The organism is Plantibacter sp. VKM Ac-2876, from assembly GCF_015350715.1.
Taxonomy (GTDB): domain Bacteria; phylum Actinomycetota; class Actinomycetes; order Actinomycetales; family Microbacteriaceae; genus Plantibacter; species Plantibacter auratus.
The window spans coordinates 825,608-842,289 of record NZ_JADKSI010000001.1 but is presented as its reverse complement, the minus strand read 5'-3'; the positions used below and the strand labels follow the sequence as shown (position 1 = coordinate 842,289).

Here is a 16,682-nt window from a genome sequence, read left to right as displayed (position 1 = left end):
GCTTCAGTGCTCGTCGTCGCGAAGTGATCGGATCATGCTGCGCAGGACGACGAGTGCCTCCCGCTGCTGATCAGCGGTCAGGCCGCTCAGCATCCGGACCTCCACCGATCGCACGGCAGCGGTCGCCTGTGCGAGGTGCTCGCGACCGAGCGGCGTGAGTCGGGTCGGCAGTGCCTTGCCGACGGGAGCCTGTTCGGGGCGGCTGACGAAGCCGTCGCGCTCGAGGGCCTGCAGAAGCACGTTCATCGATTGTCGGGTGACGAAGGCGCCGCGGGCCAGTTCGGAGTTCGACAGCCCAGGTCGCTGGGCGAGGAGTTCGAGGCAGGAGTAGTGCGTGATCGTCATGCCGAGTGGTCGCAACACCGCCTCCATCGCTGAGCGGAGCGCGCTCGACGCCTCCTTCAGGAGATACCCCAACGAGGTGTCCAGTTCGATCCCGTCTTGACTCATGTCAGTATTCTGACATAGGCTGAGCGTGTCAGATAACTGACACGACAGAAATGGACGCACATCATGCCCGTCACCGGACCGGACTTCATCTCCCTCCAGGTCACCGACCTCGACGCCTCGCAGGCCTTCTACGAGCAGTACCTCGGCCTCGTCCGCTCGCCGGCCGGCCCGCCGCACGCGGTCGTCTTCGAGACGACGCCGACCGCCTTCGCCCTGCGCGACATCGTCCCCGGAACCGATCTCGCCTCCGCGCCCCAGCCTGGGATCGGCGCGGCGATCTGGCTGCACGCCACGGACGTCCAGGAGATCCACGACGCCCTCGTCGCCGACGGGCACATGATCGTCTCGGCGCCGATCGACGGCCCGTTCGGTCGCACCTTCACCTTCGCCGACCCGGACGGCTACCAGCTGACCCTCCACGACCGCGCCTGAGCTCGTCCGGGTCCGACCGGTCAGAATGGACGGATGCGACGATCGAGAGTGCACGTGATGGGTGCGAGTGGCAGTGGCGTGACGACGCTCGGGCGGGCGCTCGCCGACCACTGGTCCGTCCCGCATGCCGACGCCGACGACTACTTCTGGGTGCCGACCGACCCGCCCTACGTCACCAAGCGTTCGGACGCGGAGCGGGTGCGGCTCATGCGCGAGCTGTTCGTGCCGCGGGAGGCCTGGGTCCTGTCGGGCTCGATGCCCGGCTGGGGTGACGAGATCGTCGCCGAGTGCGATGCGGTCGTCTTCGTGACCCTCGACCCGGCGGAACGGCTGCGGCGTCTGGAGGCCCGAGAGATCGAGCGGCGGGCAGGCGAGCCGCACGACGACCGTGCGTGGCGGGAGTTCCGTGCCTGGGCGAGCGGCTACGACGACCCCGCGTTCGACGGCCGGAGTCGGGCGTCGCACGAGGCCTGGCTCGCGACCCTGTCGCAGCCGGTCATCCAGGTCGACAGCGGGCTGTCTCGTGCTGAGCTCCTCGAGGTCGTCCTGGCCTGGGAGCCACACTGACGAGGGTTGGCGCCAGGGCCCTGTCAACGGGGTGCCGGCCGCCGGATCGAGGCGCATACTGGAACCGTCAGACTTATCTGACACACGTCGCTTAGTGAGCGACTGCGGCGTGCGGTTCCGACGCTCGAGGAGGATGTCCCACCATGAAGGCACTGCGGTACACGAAGATCGGCTCGGCCCCCGAGGTCGTCGAGATCGAGAAGCCGACACCGGGGCCGGGTGAGATCCTGCTGAAGGTCACCGCCGCCGGTGTCTGCCACTCCGACGACTACGTCATGAGCCTCCCCGACGAGGACTACCTCGCGCAGCAGTACCCGCTGCCGCTCACGCTCGGACACGAGGGCGCCGGCGTCATCGAGTCGTTCGGTGAGGGGGTCGAGACCGGCCTGCAGATCGGAGACGCGGTCGCCGTCTACGGACCGTGGGGCTGTGGTCACTGCCTGAACTGCTCGCAGGGCAAGGAGAACTACTGCACGAACGCCGTCGCCGAGGGGATCCGTCCTCCCGGACTCGGCAGCCAGGGCTCGATGGCCGAGTACATGATCGTCGACGACGTGCGTCATCTGGTGCCGATCGGCGACCTCGACCCCGTGAAGAACGTGTCCCTCACCGATGCCGGCCTCACGCCGTACCACGCGATCAAGCGCAGCCTGCCGAAGCTCGGAGCCGGCACCTTCGCCGTCGTCATCGGATCCGGTGGCCTCGGTCACGTCGGCATCCAGATGCTCAAGGCGCTCTCCGGTGCGACGGTCATCGTCCTCGACGTGAGCGACGAGAAGCTCGAGCTGGCGAAGCACGTCGGCGCCGATGTCACGCTCATCAGCGACGAGTCGGCCGCGGGCAAGATCCGCGAGCTGACCGGTGGCGTCGGGGTCGACGCGGTGTTCGACTTCGTCGGCGCCAACCCGACGATCGCCACGGCCACCGCGGTCGCCGCCATGGAGGCCGACGTGACGATCGTGGGCATCGGCGGCGGATCGGCGACCGTCGGCTTCGGGTCGATCGCGTACGACGCCGCCGTCCGGGTGCCGTACTGGGGTTCGCGGAGCGAGCTCATCGAGGTCTTCGAGCTCGCGAAGGCGGGCAAGGTCGACGTCGAGGTGCAGCCGTACTCGCTCGACGACGCGCCGAAGGCCTACGAGGATCTGCACGCGGGCACGATCCGCGGGCGTGCGGTCATCGTTCCGTAACCACGATTCCCGGAACCGGCGTCCGTCGCACTCGCGGCGGGCGCCGGTTCTGCGTTCCAGCGCACCTCGGCGCAGGGTTCACACCCCGGAAACACTTTCGACACTGCATCGAAACTCCAGCCGCGCATACTTTCAATACAGTATCGAAATGAGTCGCGGCGAGGGCAGCGACGCAACCGGAGGAGCATCCCATGACCGTCGTCGAGACCGTTACCACCGTGGAGTCCGTCCGCGCCCGACTGCAGGAGGCCGGCGTCAAGTACGCGATGGCGAGCTTCGTGGACATGCACGGCAGCATCAAGACCAAGTTCGTCCCGCTGTCGCACCTCGAGCGCATGGCCGGGGGATCGGAGCTCTTCACGGGGGCCGCGCTCGACGGCCTCCCGCAGGCGATCAGCGACGAGGAGCTCTCCGCCCGTCCCGACCTCGACAGCGCCGTGCAGTTGCCGTGGCGGAAGGACGTCGCCTTCTTCGCGAGCGACCTCTACACGAAGGGCGAGCCGTTCGAGGCGGCGTCGCGCAACATCCTCAAGCGCCAGCTCGATGCCGCGGCCGAGATGGGCTTCACCTTCAACCTCGGGATCGAGACCGAGTTCTTCGTCCTCAAGGACACCCCGGAGGGTGTGACCGAGGTCAGCGACCGCGACGACCTCGCGAAGCCCTGCTACACGGCGACCGCCGCGCTCGACAACCTCGATTGGCTCACCGAGCTGGTCGAGGCGATGACCGAGATGGGCTGGGGCGTGTACTCGTTCGACCACGAGGACGCCCCGGGGCAGTTCGAGATCGACTTCAACTACTCCGACGCGCTCACCATGGCGGACCGCGCCGTCTTCTTCCGCCTCATGGCCAACGAGATCGTCCGCAAGCACGGCTACTTCGCGACCTTCATGCCGAAGCCCTTCGCCGACCGGAGCGGCTCGGGTGCGCACTTCAACATGTCGCTCGCCGACATCGAGACCGGTGAGAACCTCTTCGAGACCGATGACGACCCGCGTGGTTGCGGCATCTCGGAGCTCGGCTACAAGTTCATCGCCGGTGTCCTCAAGCACGCGCCGGCACTCTCGGCGGTCATCGCGCCGACGGTCAACAGCTACAAGCGGCTCGTGCGTCAGGGCAGCATGTCGGGCTCCACCTGGGCTCCGGTCTTCGTGAGCTACGGCAACAACAACCGGACGAACATGCTCCGCGTGCCGCTCCAGGGCGGGCGCGTGGAGTGCCGGGCGGCCGACATCAGCTGCAACCCGTACCTCGGGGCGGCGCTCATCCTCGCCGCAGGCCTCGAGGGCATCCGTGAGGACCTCGACCCGGGAGCGCCGCACACCGAGAACATGTACGACTACACCGAGGCGCAGGTCGCGCAGCTCGGCATCGGCATGCTGCCTCGCAGCCTCGGCGAGGCGGTCGACGAATTCGCCAGGGACTCGCTGTCGCGTGCCGTGTTCGGCGAGGCGATGTACGACGCGTTCATCGACTACAAGCGCCAGGAGTGGAACGAGTACCAGGCGCACGTGTCGGACTGGGAGACCGCCCGCTACCTGAAGTTCTTCTGATCCCGATGCACCAGGTCCTCGACCTCGGGAGGTTCGCGCTGGAGTCCGGCGCGGACCTCCCGGAGGCGCGGCTCGCGTACACGACGCAGGGCGCGCTGAACGCCGACGGCGACAACGCCGTCCTGCTTCCGAGCTACTACACCGGGACGCACGCGAGCTACGAGCCGTGGATCGGGCCGGGCCGGGCGCTCGACCCGGCCCGCTGGTTCATCGTCTCGGTGAACCTGTTCGGCAACGGCGTCTCGACGTCACCGTCGAACGCGGCTGAGGAGGTGCGCGGCGCTGTGTTCCCCGAGGTCTCGATCGGCGACGACGTCCGTGCGCAACGGCAGCTCGCCGAGCACCTCGGTGTCCGCCGCTGGCGGCTGATCGCCGGCTGGTCGATGGGCGCGCTGCAGGCGTACGAGTGGGCGGTGCGGTACCCGGAGCTCGTCGAGGCATTCCTCCCCGTCGCCGGTGCCGCGCGGTGTTCCCCCCACAACGCCGTCTTCCTGGCTGGCGTCGAGGCGGCGCTCCGGGCGGATCCGGCGTTCGACGGTGGGCGCTACACGACACCGCCGCGGGCCGGACTCCGCGCATTCGGGACGGTGTACGCAGGGTGGGCCTACTCGCAGGCGTTCTTCCGCGACGGCGCCTACCGCGAGCTCGGGTACACCGACGTCGCAGACCTCCTCGAGGACTGGGCGGCCGACCACGAGCGGTGGGACGCGAACGACCTGCTCGCGATGCTGCGCACCTGGCAGCGGGCGGATCCCGGGCGAGGGGTCGAGGGCGGGTTGGCCGCGGCGCTCGGCGGCGTGCGCGCGCGGAGCATCGTCATGCCGTCGTCGACCGACCTCTACTTCACCGTCGAGGACAACGTCCTGGAGTCGGCGATGATGCCTCGGAGCGAGGTGCGGGTCATCGAGTCCGACCTCGGCCATGTCGCGGGGCGGCCTGGCGTGCGTGCCGCCGAGACCGCCGTGATCGAGGCGGCCATGCGGGAGCTGCTGGGCGAGAGCTGAGCCGTCGTGCCCGCCCGTAGGATTGGCGGAGGTGTCCGCGAGCAGGGAGTGGTGATCGATGGCCGGCCGCACAGGAGCATCGCCCGGTCGTCCTCGCGCGAGCGGGATCGCCGCCGAGGATCCTCGTGAGGAGATCATCCAGGTCGCGACCAGGCTGTTCGCGGAGCGCGGGTACGAGCGCACGAGCATGACGATGCTGGCCGAGGCATGCGGGATGAAGCAGTCCTCGCTCTACTACTGGTTCGCGAACAAGCGCGAGGTGCTGCGGGCGACCGCCGCCTCGAACCGCCAGTCGGTCGGCGCCGCGGAGGCCCTCGGTTCGATCGAGGCTGACGTTCCCACGAAGCTCTACCGCGTCCTCTACGAGGACGGCGTCGCGATCTGCGAGGCGCCCTTCGACTACAACGAGATCGAGCGGCTCGCAGCGGAGCATCCCGACGACCTCGCGTCGTTCTGGGCCGACTACCGCACGCTGTTCACGTTCATCGCCGGACTCATCCGCGATGGGGTGGAGCAGGGATCCCTCGTCCTCGGCGGCAGTGAGACGCCGGAGTGGGCGGCAGCGGCCGCGCTCCACGCCAACGAGGGCATGCAGAAGGCCTACCGCTATGGCTCCGGCGACATCGCCGCCCAGTACCCGCCGGTCGAGGCCGCCGAAGGTGCGAGCGAGGCCGACCGCATCAGGGCCTTCGCGCGGCGCACCGCCTCCGCCACCCTCCACAGCCTCCTTGTCGACCGCGCTGCGCTCGCCGACGTCGAGCGGGCTGCCCTCGCGCTCGACCTCGCGGCCGGCTAACCCGCCGGAGACTCGTCCTCAGATGGGGCGTTCGTCGAGTGGGTCCGACGTCCCGACCGCAGGCTCGATGTGATGACGGTCAGCGCGAGCGAGACCTGCACCAGTGCGAGCACGATCTGGAACCAGTCTCGACTCGTCCCCGACCAGTTCGAGACGATGATCCAGAGTTGCACGGCCACGAGCGCCAAGAAGAGGACGGCCGCCACGAGCCACAGCTTGCGGGAGCGGGTCATTGCCCGTCTCCGGCGTCGGTCCGGGCTGCGTCGATGGATGGGCGTTTCGGGAGCCGCCACGCCTGGACCAACACAACCGCGCCGAGGACGATTTGCGCGGCACCCAGGATGACCCCGAACAGATAGCCCTGACTGTCAGCGCCGGCGGGCAACCTGAACGCGAGTTGCACGACACCGAGGGTCGCCCACGTCCATCCCAGAATCAGCCGTGGCGTCCGGTACTGGGGATCGTTCGCCTTGACCATGCGAGCAGCCTATGCCGTGCCTGCCGGTGCACTCGTGCTCCCGCATACAGTCGAGGAATGTTCGTTCGCTTCCAGAGTGCCGTTCCGAATCGAAACGGCCGGTTCCCCGGTGTGTTCGCCATGGCGAACGGGCTGCACGCGACCGCGCGGTTGTCTGAAGAGGACACCGCATGGTGGCGTCAGAACAACGACCGGCTGAATGCCGCATACGCGAACCCGTCCGTTGCCTCACCGGGTAGTTACGAACACCCTGGCGCACGATCGTGGTTCAAGGAGACGGCGATCGATCTCCTCACGCTCACCGGTGGCTATCTCGCACTCCTCGATCGATACGACATCCCCTGGGTCGAGCTCCGAACGATGACGCCGGGCCGTCTCACCTATGAGGACGACGCACAGGTCGTCGCCGTTCCGTTCCGGTACTCCGACGACTGGCCTCTGTGACGTACATCTCCTTGTCTCGATTGTCGGGTCAGGGAGATGTGTGCCTCGCGACGACCTCTCGGATGAACGACTCCTTGCCGCGGTTGTAGTCGGCACGTTCCGAAACGGTCGCTGCCAATCCTCGTTTGATCCGCTCGTACTCGCGTGCCAGGCCAGGATTCCCTCGAAGAGCGTCTCGGAAGGCGAGGTGTTCCTCGGCCCAGACCGAGCCCATTCCGCAGACGTGGATGTGCACATTCCGTGGGCGTCCCGCGGGCGGTCGCAGGAAGCGGAAGTTCGCACCGCGAGCGCGGAGAACCATCCCCAGTTCTTCCAGGGCGGGTAGGTAGGAGGGTTCATCTGCGATGTCCGGCACTTGGATCTGCATGTCGATGACCGGTTTGGCGGCAAGCCCGGGGACCGCGGTCGAACCGACGTGATCGACGCGGGCTGGGAGGGGGTGGAGCGAGTCCTTGAGCAGGTCTTCCCAGTGTCTGCCGATGTCGGCCCAATCGTCGGATGCGTCGTGGATCTCGACCGCTTCCTCGATCGGCTGATCGAACCACTCAACGTCGACGTCGCCCATCTTTCAAGTCTGCCGAGGGGTAAACGCCGACCGGACTCGACACGCGATCCCGTAACGAACACGAAACGGATTCGATACTGCATTGAAACCGGTCGTCACGACAATTGGATGACCTATTGAAAATGCGGTCGTCCGTTTCGGATCCCGCGCGAACCCTGGAGGTCCGGATGGACACGGCTGCAATCGCGGGCAACACGGCATGGCTCCTGACGGCGGTGGTGGCCGTGGCGCTGATGCTGCCCGGCCTGGCGATGTTCTATGGCGGCATGGTCAGCCGTCGCGTCACCATGAACATGATGATGATGATCTTCGCGTCGTTCTGCCTCGTCGGGATCCTCTGGGTCGCGTTCGGCTACTCGATGGTCTTCGGCGACAGCCTCGGTGGCCTCGGACTCGTCGGCGACCCCACCGAGTACCCGGGCCTCGGTCAGTTGCTCGTCGCCCCCGAGGGAAGCGCGCTCCCGCCGCTGGCGCTCGCCGCACTCCACCTGATGTTCGCCGGTCTCACGATCGGGATCGTCGCCGGAGCGGCCGCCGGTCGGATGAAGTTCAGCGCGTGGATGGTCTTCGCCGGTGTCTGGTCGACGCTCGTCTACTTCCCGGTCGCGCACTGGGTCTTCGCCTTCGACTCCGCTGACGGCAGCGTGCAGGGCGGGTGGCTCGCCAACACGATCGGCTCGATCGACTACGCCGGCAGCACCGCGATCCACGTCAACTCCGGGGTCGCCGCCCTCGCCCTCGCCATCGTCCTCGGCAAGCGCAACGGCTTCCCGTCGCAGCCGAAGGCGCACAGCCTCCCGCTCACGATCCTCGGCGCCGGCCTGCTCTTCGTCGGCTGGATCGGCTTCGACGGCAGCGCCCTCGGTGCCGCCGACAACAACGCCGCCGTCGCCGTCTTCAACACCGTCGCCGCGACCTGCGCGGGCGTCATCGTCTGGCTCGTCGTCGAGAAGCTGCGCGACGGTCACCCCACCACCCTCGGTGCCTGCTCGGGCGCGATCGCCGCACTCGTCGCCATCACGCCGTCCTGCGGTGCGGTCACCCCGCTCGGCTCGCTCGCGATCGGTGCCGCTGCGGCGGTCGTCTGCTACTTCGCGGTCAGCCTCAAGGTCCGCCTCGGTTTCGACGACGCCCTCGACGTCACCGCGCTGCACTTCGTCGGTGGCGTCGTCGGTGGCCTCCTCATCGGCGTCCTCGCGGTGCCGCTCGCGCCGAGTGGTGGAGAGGGGCTCCTCGCGGGTGGCGGCTTCCTGCTCCTGGGCAAGCAGGCGCTCGCGATCGTCGCCGTCTTCGTCTACACCTTCTCCATCACCTGGGTGCTCGCGAAGGTGCTCGACAAGACGATGGGCATCCGAGTCTCGGCCGAGACGGAGGCGCAGGGCCTCGACGTCGTCCTCCACGCCGAGAACGCCTACGAGATCAGCACGCACGAAGCGCTCGCCCCGCGTGGGCACGCCGAACCGAAGGTCCCGGCCGTCGTCGACTAGGACCGGCACCGGCGAGGACCGGCACCGGCGGCGCCGCAGAACACCACCGGGGTAGGGGGTCCGCGATACCCCAGGGTGATGCTGCGGCGCCGTCCGCTTCGTAGCGTCGGAGCATGGACGTCATCAACGAGCTCATCCTCAACGCAGTGACCTCACCGTGGCTGTACGCGGTGATGTTCGCGACCGCCGTCATCGACGGGTTCTTCCCGCCGATCCCGAGCGAGACGGTACTCGTCGCCGCAGCGGCCGTCGCGGTCTCGACCGGCGGATCGAACCTCCTGCTCCTCTGCGCCGTCGCGGCCGTGGGTGCGGCGATCGGCGACAACATCGCCTACCTCATCGGCCGCGGGGTCGGCACGACCCGCTTCGCGTGGATGCGGCGTCCCCGGATCGCGGCGGCCTTCGACCGGGCTGGGCGCACGCTCGGGCGTCGCGGCGCCCCGCTGATCCTCGGGGCGCGGTACATCCCGGTCGGCCGCGTCGTGGTCAACATGTCCGCCGGTGCCCTCCGATACCCGTGGCGACGGTTCCTGCCGCTCAGTGCCATCGGGGGAGCGACCTGGGCCGCCTACAGCGCGATCATCGGCGTCGTCGCCGGCAAGCTCTTCGAGGACCAGCCGTTCCTCAGCTCCGTGCTCGGTGTGGGCGTCGCGCTCGTCCTCGGTCTGGTCGTCGACCGGGTCGCAGCCATCCGTCGTCGTCGCCGTGAGCGGTCCGATGCGGCCGGCGACGGGACGCCGGCGGGATCAGACGCCGAGGAGCACCCGCCGGCCCTGGCGCTGATGGGACAATGACCCTCATGGATCGGACGGCGCGCGGCACCTCCCGCCGCACCGTCGGACTCTTCGTCCTCGCGGGCGTCGGCGTCGTCCTGCTGAGCGTCCTCGTTCCGATCCAGAGCCTCCTCTACGGCACCGTGCTCCCGGCGTCGTTCCTCCTCGGAGCCGCGGTCTGCGGCGCGCCGCTCCTGTCCGTCGTGCTCCCACGCGTCGCGATCGTGCTGTTCTCCGCTGCGGCCTTCGTGCTCCCGCTGGTCGCCTCGCCCGACCACGACCCGGTCTGGCCGTGGCCGTGGTCGGTGCCCGCGCTCATCGCCTTCGCCGTGTTCGTCGGCGTCGTCACCTTCCTTCACGGCTGGCTGCTGGGACTCATCCCGTTGCTCGTCGGCATCGCGGGCTCGCTCGTCGCGGCACTCGTCGTTCCGACCGCCGCCGACGCGACCGCCATGGCCGCGGACCTCATCGTCGCGTCCTCCGTCGCGGGGGTGGCGTACCTCGTGGCGCTGCTCGTCTCGGGACGCGTCCGGGTGGGTGAGGAGCTGACCCGGGAGCGTGAGATCTCCGCCGCCGAGCAGTCCCGGCGCGTGCTCGTCGAGGAGCGCACCCGGATCGCCCGCGAGCTCCACGACGTGGTCGCGCACAGCATGGCCGTGATCCAGGTGCAGGCCTCGACGGCGAAGTACCGCGTGCCCGGCCTCGCCGAGGACGCCGCGGCGGAGTTCGACGACATCGCCGCCACCGCTCGGGGCTCGCTCGTCGAGATGCGGCGTCTGCTCGGCGTCCTGCGCACCGAGGACCAGGTCGCAGAACTCGCTCCGCAACAGGGCCTGGACGACCTCCCTGCGCTCGCCGACGGCCTGCGCCGCGTGGGTGCCGACATCACCCTCTCGATGGACCGCGGCGACGAGGGCGCCCTGCCCGTCCCGCCGACCGTGCAGATCGCGGCGTTCCGCATCGTGCAGGAGGCGATGAGCAACGCCGTCCGACACGCACCGGGCGCGCCCATCGTCGTCGACGTCCGGGTCGACGCGACCGCGGTGCAGCTGCGTATCCACAACGGCCCTGCGCAGAGCCCCGGGGAGCACGGCGCCGGACACGGCCTCCGCGGCATGCTCGAACGCGCCGCCCTCCTCGACGGCACCCTCGACGCCGGCCCCGACGGTGTCGGCGGTTGGCTCGTGACGGCCGTATTGCCCACCGGCGAGCCGACCTCGACGCCATCCCGCCCCCGATCCAGCTCGACGAAGGACCGCCAATGACCATCGACGTCCTCATCGCCGACGACCAGGCCATGGTCCGAGCCGGGTTCGCCGCGCTCCTCGACGCCCACGACGGGATCCGGGTGACGGGGCAGGCCGCGAACGGAGCCGAAGCGGTCACGCTGTCGGCGCGGCTCGACCCCGACGTCATCCTCATGGACGTCCGCATGCCCGAGCTCGACGGTATCGAGGCGGCGAAGCGCATCCTCGGCCCGGGCTACCCGGCGGCGAAGGTCCCTCGCATCATCATGCTCACCACCTTCGACATCGACGACTACGTCTACGACGCCCTGCAGGCCGGGGCGAGCGGCTTCCTCCTCAAGGACGCGCTGCCCGAGGACCTCGTGCACGCCGTGCGGGTGGTGGCGGCCGGTGACGCACTGCTGGCCCCGAGCGTCACCCGGCGGATGATCGCGCAGTTCGCCGCACAGAAGCCCCGTGCTTCGCATGGCGCCGCGCGCCTGGCGGAGCTCACCGAGCGCGAGCGCGAGGTGCTCGTCCTCATCGGCCATGGGCGGTCGAACAGCGAGATCGCCGCGACCCTGTTCATCGCGGAACAAACCGTGAAGACCCATGTCGGCAAGGTCCTCGCCAAGGTCGGGGCGCGCGACCGCGTGCAGGCCGTCATCTTCGCCTACGACACCGGAATCGTCGCCCCGTCCTGACTCGGACTCCGCACGTCGGCGCCTCACCCCTGGGTACGGGGCGCGACGACCCCGCCGGGTGATGTGCCCTCGGGTGCCGCGTTCGTAACCTCCTCGGACATCACCGAGGAGGACCGTCATGGCCATCACCCACGCAGCACCGATCGACGCCAGAACCGATCGCGCCAGACCGGTCCGCACCGGGCCCGATCGCACCCGGGGCGAACGCGACCGCGGCATCGACCTCGTGCGTGCCTGCTGCATCGTCGGGGTCGTCGTCCTGCACGCGATGATGGTCGGCGTGACGGTGACCTCCGCCGGTCCCGTGTTCGAGAACGCGAGTGACGGCACCGCCTGGATCGCCCCGCTCAGCTGGATCCTGCAGGTCATGCCGCTGTTCTTCGTCATCGGCGGGTTCGCCGGCCTGCTCGCGTATCGACGCCACCGGTCGAACGGTGCGCCGGCCTCGGCGTTCGTCGCCGCGCGGCTCCATCGCCTGTTGCTCCCCGCGATCGTCACCATCAGCTGTGTGGGTGCTGCCCTCACGATGCTGACCGTGGCCGGTGTCCCCGCCGACCTCGTCGCCATGGCCGGCTTCCGGTTCGGCCAGCCACTCTGGTTCCTCGGCGTCTTCCTGCTCTGCCAGGCACTGCTGCCTGCGCTCGCCGCCGCCCACGAGCGCGCACCGCTCCGGTCGATCGTGTCGCTCGCCACCGCGGCCGTGCTGGTCGACGTCCTGCGTGCGACCACCGGTGTCGACGCCCTCGGATTCATCAACCTCGTCCTCGTCTGGACCGCGCTCCAGCAACTCGGGTTCTTCCTGGCGGACGGCTCGATCGGCGCGCTCAGCAGGCGTGTCCGGGCGCTCGCCGGTCTCGGGGCGGTCGTCGTCCTCGTGCTCACCTGGTGGGCCGGCGTCTACTCCAGCGACCTCATCGCGAACATCAACCCGCCCACCGCGGCGCTGCTCCTCGTCGGCGTCGCCCACACGGCACTGCTGTCGCTCGTCCGCGAACGACTCACTCGGCTGAGCGCGCGTCGCCGGGTCGCGTTCGTGACCGACTTCGTCACCCGTCGCGCCATGACGATCTACCTCTGGCACATGCCGGTACTCCTCGCCATGGCCGGTGCGTCCGCCGTGTTCGCGCTTCTGACCGGCATCGCCCTCCCCGCGCCGGACAGCCTCGGGTGGTGGTTCGGACGGCCCCTCTGGCTGGCGGTGGCACTGACACTGACCGCACTGGTCGCGATGGTGTTCGCCCGTGTCGAGGCGGTTCCGCCTCCGGTCGCGACCGGTGCACGACGGCGACTCGCGATCGCCGTCCTACTGGGGCTGGGCGCGATCGCGGCGCTCCTCGTGATCGGTACGACGGTGCTCAGCGCGGCACTCGCCGTGGTGTTGATCCTCGCCGCGCTACTCCTGAGCGCAGAGACCGTCGCGGATCGTCGCAGCCAGTGCCGCGCGCCGGCGCTGGTGCACCTCGGGTGAGTCGGCGGACGTGGCGACGACCGTCATGGACGCCTGGGCCCACGTCGCCGCGGTCGAGATGAGCAGTGCCCACACGTCGGTCGGGTCGAGGTCGGCGCGGATCGACCCGGCTCGTTGCTCGGCCTCGATGTCTTGGAGGTGGCGGAGGTCGTGGTCCTCGAGGCCGCTGTAGAGGTACCCGGTGCTCTCGCGCTCGAGCCGCTTCCACATGACGAGGCGGGCGAGCGCGGGATCGGCGAGGTAGTCGTCGTACAGCCGGGCCGCGTACTCGGGGAGCTCGGCCGCCGTGAACGGCACGCGATCGCCGTTGCCGATGACATGCGCGTCGAAGACGGCGTCGAACAGCTGGTCCTTGGCGCCGTAATAGGCGTAGATCATCGGCTTGCTCATGCCTGAGCGCTGGGCGATCCTGTCCACCCGCGCACCGGCGATGCCGTGCGTGGCGAACTCCTCGGTCGCGGCGTCGAGGATGCGCTGACGAGTCTGTTCTGCGGTGTTCATCGATCGAGTGTATCGATACTACCAACTAGTAGGTAGTATCGACCGCATGCGCACAACCGCCCTCATGTCCACGGCCGCCCCTCGGTCGCTCCAGCAGACCGTCATCGAACGCCGCGAGCTCCGACCGGACGACGTCGATGTCCGCGTCACGCACTGCGGCGTCTGTCACAGCGACCTGCACGCGCTCGCCTCCGCGGGCCCGGAGGCGGGACTCGTGCCCGGTCACGAGTTCGTCGGCGAAGTCGTCGCCGTCGGCTCGGACGTGACGTCCTTCGCGCCCGGCGACGCCGTCGCCGTTGGCAACATCGTGGACTCGTGCGGAACCTGCACGATGTGTCTGCGCGACCAGGAGAACTTCTGCGTCGAGTTCCCGACGCTCACGTATGCCGGCCGCGACCGCGTCGACGGCAGCACGACGCTCGGCGGGTACTCCGGGCGCTACGTCGTGCGCGACAGCTTCGTCTACCACCGCCCGACCTCCCTCGACCCGGCCGGTGTCGCACCCCTGATGTGTGCGGGCATCACCGTCTGGGAGCCACTCCGCACCAACGGCGTCGGGGAGGGGACGCGACTCGGCGTCGTCGGCCTCGGCGGTCTCGGTCATCTCGCCGTCCGGCTCGGTCATGCGCTCGGTGCCGAGGTCACCGTCTTCACCACGTCCGAGGGCAAGGCGACCGACGCGCTGCGGCTCGGGGCGTCCCGAGTGGTGGTCTCGACCGATGCCGACGCCATGGCTGCGGCGGCCGGCAGCCTCGACCTCGTCATCGACACGGTCTCGGTGGAACACGATCTCGCGCCGTATCTCCGCGTCCTCGACCTCGACGGGACGCTCTGCTCGCTCGGTTACCTCGGCCCGATCGACATCCAGACCATGGACCTGCTCCTCGGCCGGAAGCGTCTCACGTCGGCCGGGAGCGGTGGTCGCCGGTGGACGCAGGACCTCCTCGACTTCTGCGGCACCCACGGCGTGACGGCGGACGTCGAGGTGGTCTCGGCTGCGGACGTGGACGTCGCGCTCGATCGGCTGGCCCGCAACGACGTCCGCTACCGCTTCGTGCTGGACCTCGCCGACATCGACGCCGAGCTCGCCTGACGATCAGGCGTTCGCGGTCGTCGCCTGCCGTCCCATCGCGCCGTCGAAGAACGCCGCGAGCTCCGCGGTGGCCGTGAGTGGGAGCACGTGGGCGACGTACTGGTCCGGACGCACGACGACGACGGCACCCGCTCGGTCGATGCCGCGCTCGGCGAAGATGTCGACGTCGGGATGGCGGGCGTAGACCTTCTCGTAGTCGACGAGGTCGAACGGGCCGACGCGCGGCAGGAACACCGGCGGAACGGTGCCGAGGTCGATGTCGGTGTGGCGTTGCTGGTAGACGATCTTCACGTCGAACCAGTCGTCGGCCCGCACGCCGTCGGGCACCACGCGGAGCGGTGACTCCGGTGCGTCCTGCAGCCAGGCCGCGAGCTCCGCCGATCGGCCCGATGCCGGCGAAGCGGCATCCGCGAAGACGTAGATCCGCCAGCGCCCGTCAGCCGTTGCGTGGTGTCCGAGATGGATGTGGTTGGCGTCCGCGACGCGCGAGGTGAGGGCGGACTTGAACCGCTTGCCGATCGGGAAGCCGCTCGCGAGGTGCTGGTGGGTCGCCTCGCCGACGATCGCCGACGGGCTGTACTCCGTCATGAAGCCGGCCGGGAACTCCGCCGTCCGCACGTAGAAGTCGGCGAGCTCGGAGGGGTCCTCGAACTCCTCCGGCCGCTTGGCCATGAGGCTCGACCACTCGCGGTCGAAGTCGATGAGCTCCCGGGCGACGACCTGACGCTCGGCCGAATACGTCGCCAGCAGGCTCTCGGGGCTCCGGCCCTCGAGCACGTGGCCGAGCTTCCACGCCAGGTTGAAGCCGTCCTGCATCGACACGTTCATCCCCTGCCCGGCCTTCGCGCTGTGGGTGTGGCAGGCGTCACCGGTGATGAAGACGCGCGGCGTGCGCGAGCCGAGTTCGTCGATCGGGACGTCGTCGAAGCGGTCCGTCAGGCGATGGCCGACCTCGTAGACGCTGTGCCAGGCGACGTGCTTCACGTCGAGCCGATAGGGACTCAGGATGGTGTTCGCGTGGTCGATGATCTGCTCGATCGAGGTCGACCGCACGGCTTCGCTTCCGCCCGACGGCACCTCGCCGAGATCGACGTACATGCGGAAGAGGTGTCCACCCTCGCGGGGGATGAGCAGGATGCTGCCGCCGGAACCCGACTGGATGGCGCACTTCGTGCGGATGTCGGGGAAGTCGGTGACGGCGAGGGCGTCCATGACGCCCCATGCGTGGTTCGCCTGGTCACCGGCCAAGGTGCAGCCGATCGCCTGGCGGACGGCACTCCGGGCGCCGTCGGCTCCGATGACGTACTTCGCGCGGACGGTCCTGGTCTCTCCTGAGGGCTCGTCACTCGTGTCGAGCAGCGTGACCGCGACGGGGTACTCCGCGTCGTCGTCGATCTCGAGTCCCTGGAACGCCCACCCGTAGTCGGGGCGCATCCGGGTCGGGGCGTTCGCCATGTACTCGGCGAAGTAGTCGAGCACGCGGGCCTGGTTCACGATGAGGTGCGGGTACTCGCTGACGCCCGTGGTGTCGTCGAGTGGCCGGGCGCCGCGGACGATCCGGCCCGGGTCCTCGGCGTCGGGCTGCCAGAACGCCATCTCGGTGATGCGATACGCCTCGGCGGTGATGCGCTCGGCGAAGCCGAAGGCGTCGAAGGTCTCGACACTGCGGGCCTGGATGCCGTCCGCCTGACCGATCGCGAGGCGTCCCGGTCGGCGCTCGACGATACGGGTGGTGATGGTCGCGAAGCGGGACAGCTGGGCGGCCGCGATCATGCCGGCCGGCCCGCTGCCGACGATGAGCACGTCCATCTCGTCCGGGAGGTCGTCGGGCCGATCGACCCCGACACCTGCTGCGGGCAGGACCCGCGGATCACCGGAGACATAGCCGTGGTGGTGGAACTGCATCGATTCCTCACTTCATCGTCAAGAATTCGATAATGGAACACGCTGT

The 16,682-nt window shown here is 69.1% G+C and carries 19 protein-coding genes; 13 read left to right on the top strand and 6 right to left on the bottom strand.

Annotated elements, in window-relative coordinates:
* Positions 1-3: 3 nt before the first annotated feature.
* Positions 4-450, bottom strand: coding sequence for a MarR family winged helix-turn-helix transcriptional regulator (locus tag ITJ62_RS04085; RefSeq protein ID WP_194599799.1), 447 nt, complete (start codon positions 448-450; stop codon positions 4-6).
* Between the two features lie 63 nt (positions 451-513).
* Between ITJ62_RS04085 and ITJ62_RS04080 the strand changes: the two genes are divergently transcribed.
* From ITJ62_RS04080 to ITJ62_RS04055, 6 genes are all read left to right on the top strand, one after another.
* Positions 514-882 carry a VOC family protein gene (locus tag ITJ62_RS04080; RefSeq protein WP_194599798.1) on the top strand — a complete coding sequence of 123 codons (369 nt, stop codon included), beginning with the start codon at positions 514-516 and terminating at the stop codon, positions 880-882.
* 33 nt (positions 883-915) lie between these two features.
* Entirely contained in the window at positions 916-1,449 is a 534-nt protein-coding gene (locus tag ITJ62_RS04075) for an AAA family ATPase (RefSeq protein ID WP_194599797.1), read from the top strand.
* Between the two features lie 143 nt (positions 1,450-1,592).
* Positions 1,593-2,639 (top strand): NAD(P)-dependent alcohol dehydrogenase, encoded by a 1,047-nt coding sequence (locus ITJ62_RS04070; protein WP_194599796.1) that lies wholly within the window; start codon positions 1,593-1,595, stop codon positions 2,637-2,639.
* A gap of 191 nt (positions 2,640-2,830) precedes the next feature.
* The gene (gene glnT, locus ITJ62_RS04065; RefSeq protein WP_194599795.1) at positions 2,831-4,192 is read left to right on the top strand and encodes a type III glutamate--ammonia ligase; all 1,362 of its coding nucleotides are present in this window, start codon (positions 2,831-2,833) and stop codon (positions 4,190-4,192) included.
* Between the two features lie 5 nt (positions 4,193-4,197).
* A complete protein-coding gene (locus ITJ62_RS04060) occupies positions 4,198-5,196 on the top strand; it encodes an alpha/beta fold hydrolase (protein ID WP_194599794.1) in 999 nt (332 codons plus the stop codon).
* A gap of 58 nt (positions 5,197-5,254) precedes the next feature.
* Positions 5,255-5,992, top strand: a complete 738-nt coding sequence (locus ITJ62_RS04055; protein ID WP_194599793.1) for a TetR/AcrR family transcriptional regulator — start codon at positions 5,255-5,257, stop codon at positions 5,990-5,992.
* Here ITJ62_RS04055 and ITJ62_RS04050 read toward each other — a convergent pair.
* The gene (locus tag ITJ62_RS04050; RefSeq protein WP_194599792.1) at positions 5,989-6,225 is read right to left on the bottom strand and encodes a hypothetical protein; all 237 of its coding nucleotides are present in this window, start codon (positions 6,223-6,225) and stop codon (positions 5,989-5,991) included. The two genes, ITJ62_RS04055 and ITJ62_RS04050, sit on opposite strands and share 4 nt — an antisense overlap.
* Positions 6,222-6,470: a hypothetical protein gene (locus ITJ62_RS04045; protein ID WP_194599791.1), complete on the bottom strand. Its 249-nt coding sequence runs from the start codon at positions 6,468-6,470 to the stop codon at positions 6,222-6,224. Before ITJ62_RS04045 ends, ITJ62_RS04050 begins: the two co-directional genes overlap by 4 nt.
* A gap of 57 nt (positions 6,471-6,527) precedes the next feature.
* On the opposite strand from ITJ62_RS04045, the gene ITJ62_RS04040 reads away from it, so the two are divergent.
* Complete coding sequence (locus ITJ62_RS04040; protein WP_194599790.1) at positions 6,528-6,914, top strand: hypothetical protein; 387 nt, start codon at positions 6,528-6,530, stop codon at positions 6,912-6,914.
* Between the two features lie 28 nt (positions 6,915-6,942).
* Here ITJ62_RS04040 and ITJ62_RS04035 read toward each other — a convergent pair whose 3' ends face one another.
* Positions 6,943-7,479, bottom strand: a complete 537-nt coding sequence (locus ITJ62_RS04035; RefSeq protein WP_194599789.1) for a GrpB family protein — start codon at positions 7,477-7,479, stop codon at positions 6,943-6,945.
* A 167-nt stretch (positions 7,480-7,646) separates the two neighbouring features.
* Between ITJ62_RS04035 and ITJ62_RS04030 the strand changes: the two genes are divergently transcribed.
* The 5 genes from ITJ62_RS04030 (at position 7,647) to ITJ62_RS04010 (ending at position 13,137) form a co-directional block, all read left to right on the top strand.
* Positions 7,647-8,966: an ammonium transporter gene (locus tag ITJ62_RS04030; protein ID WP_194599788.1), complete on the top strand. Its 1,320-nt coding sequence runs from the start codon at positions 7,647-7,649 to the stop codon at positions 8,964-8,966.
* A gap of 113 nt (positions 8,967-9,079) precedes the next feature.
* The gene (locus tag ITJ62_RS04025) at positions 9,080-9,760 is read left to right on the top strand and encodes a DedA family protein (protein WP_194599787.1); all 681 of its coding nucleotides are present in this window, start codon (positions 9,080-9,082) and stop codon (positions 9,758-9,760) included.
* Between the two features lie 5 nt (positions 9,761-9,765).
* Entirely contained in the window at positions 9,766-11,004 is a 1,239-nt protein-coding gene (locus ITJ62_RS04020) for a sensor histidine kinase (RefSeq protein WP_228497812.1), read from the top strand.
* The gene (locus ITJ62_RS04015; RefSeq protein ID WP_194599785.1) at positions 11,001-11,669 is read left to right on the top strand and encodes a response regulator transcription factor; all 669 of its coding nucleotides are present in this window, start codon (positions 11,001-11,003) and stop codon (positions 11,667-11,669) included. The genes ITJ62_RS04020 and ITJ62_RS04015 overlap by 4 nt, the downstream gene beginning before the upstream one ends.
* A 118-nt stretch (positions 11,670-11,787) precedes the next feature.
* Positions 11,788-13,137: an acyltransferase gene (locus ITJ62_RS04010; protein WP_194599784.1), complete on the top strand. Its 1,350-nt coding sequence runs from the start codon at positions 11,788-11,790 to the stop codon at positions 13,135-13,137.
* Here the strand turns inward: ITJ62_RS04010 and ITJ62_RS04005 are convergent.
* Positions 13,063-13,638 (bottom strand): TetR family transcriptional regulator, encoded by a 576-nt coding sequence (locus ITJ62_RS04005; RefSeq protein ID WP_194599783.1) that lies wholly within the window; start codon positions 13,636-13,638, stop codon positions 13,063-13,065. The two genes, ITJ62_RS04010 and ITJ62_RS04005, sit on opposite strands and share 75 nt — an antisense overlap.
* Positions 13,639-13,684: 46 nt before the next feature.
* Here ITJ62_RS04005 and ITJ62_RS04000 point away from each other — a divergent pair, with 46 nt between their 5' ends.
* Positions 13,685-14,731 (top strand): NAD(P)-dependent alcohol dehydrogenase, encoded by a 1,047-nt coding sequence (locus tag ITJ62_RS04000; protein WP_194599782.1) that lies wholly within the window; start codon positions 13,685-13,687, stop codon positions 14,729-14,731.
* A gap of 3 nt (positions 14,732-14,734) precedes the next feature.
* On the opposite strand, the gene ITJ62_RS03995 is transcribed toward ITJ62_RS04000, so the two are convergent.
* Entirely contained in the window at positions 14,735-16,636 is a 1,902-nt protein-coding gene (locus ITJ62_RS03995; protein ID WP_194599781.1) for an FAD-binding monooxygenase, read from the bottom strand.
* Between the last annotated feature and the right edge of the window lie 46 nt (positions 16,637-16,682).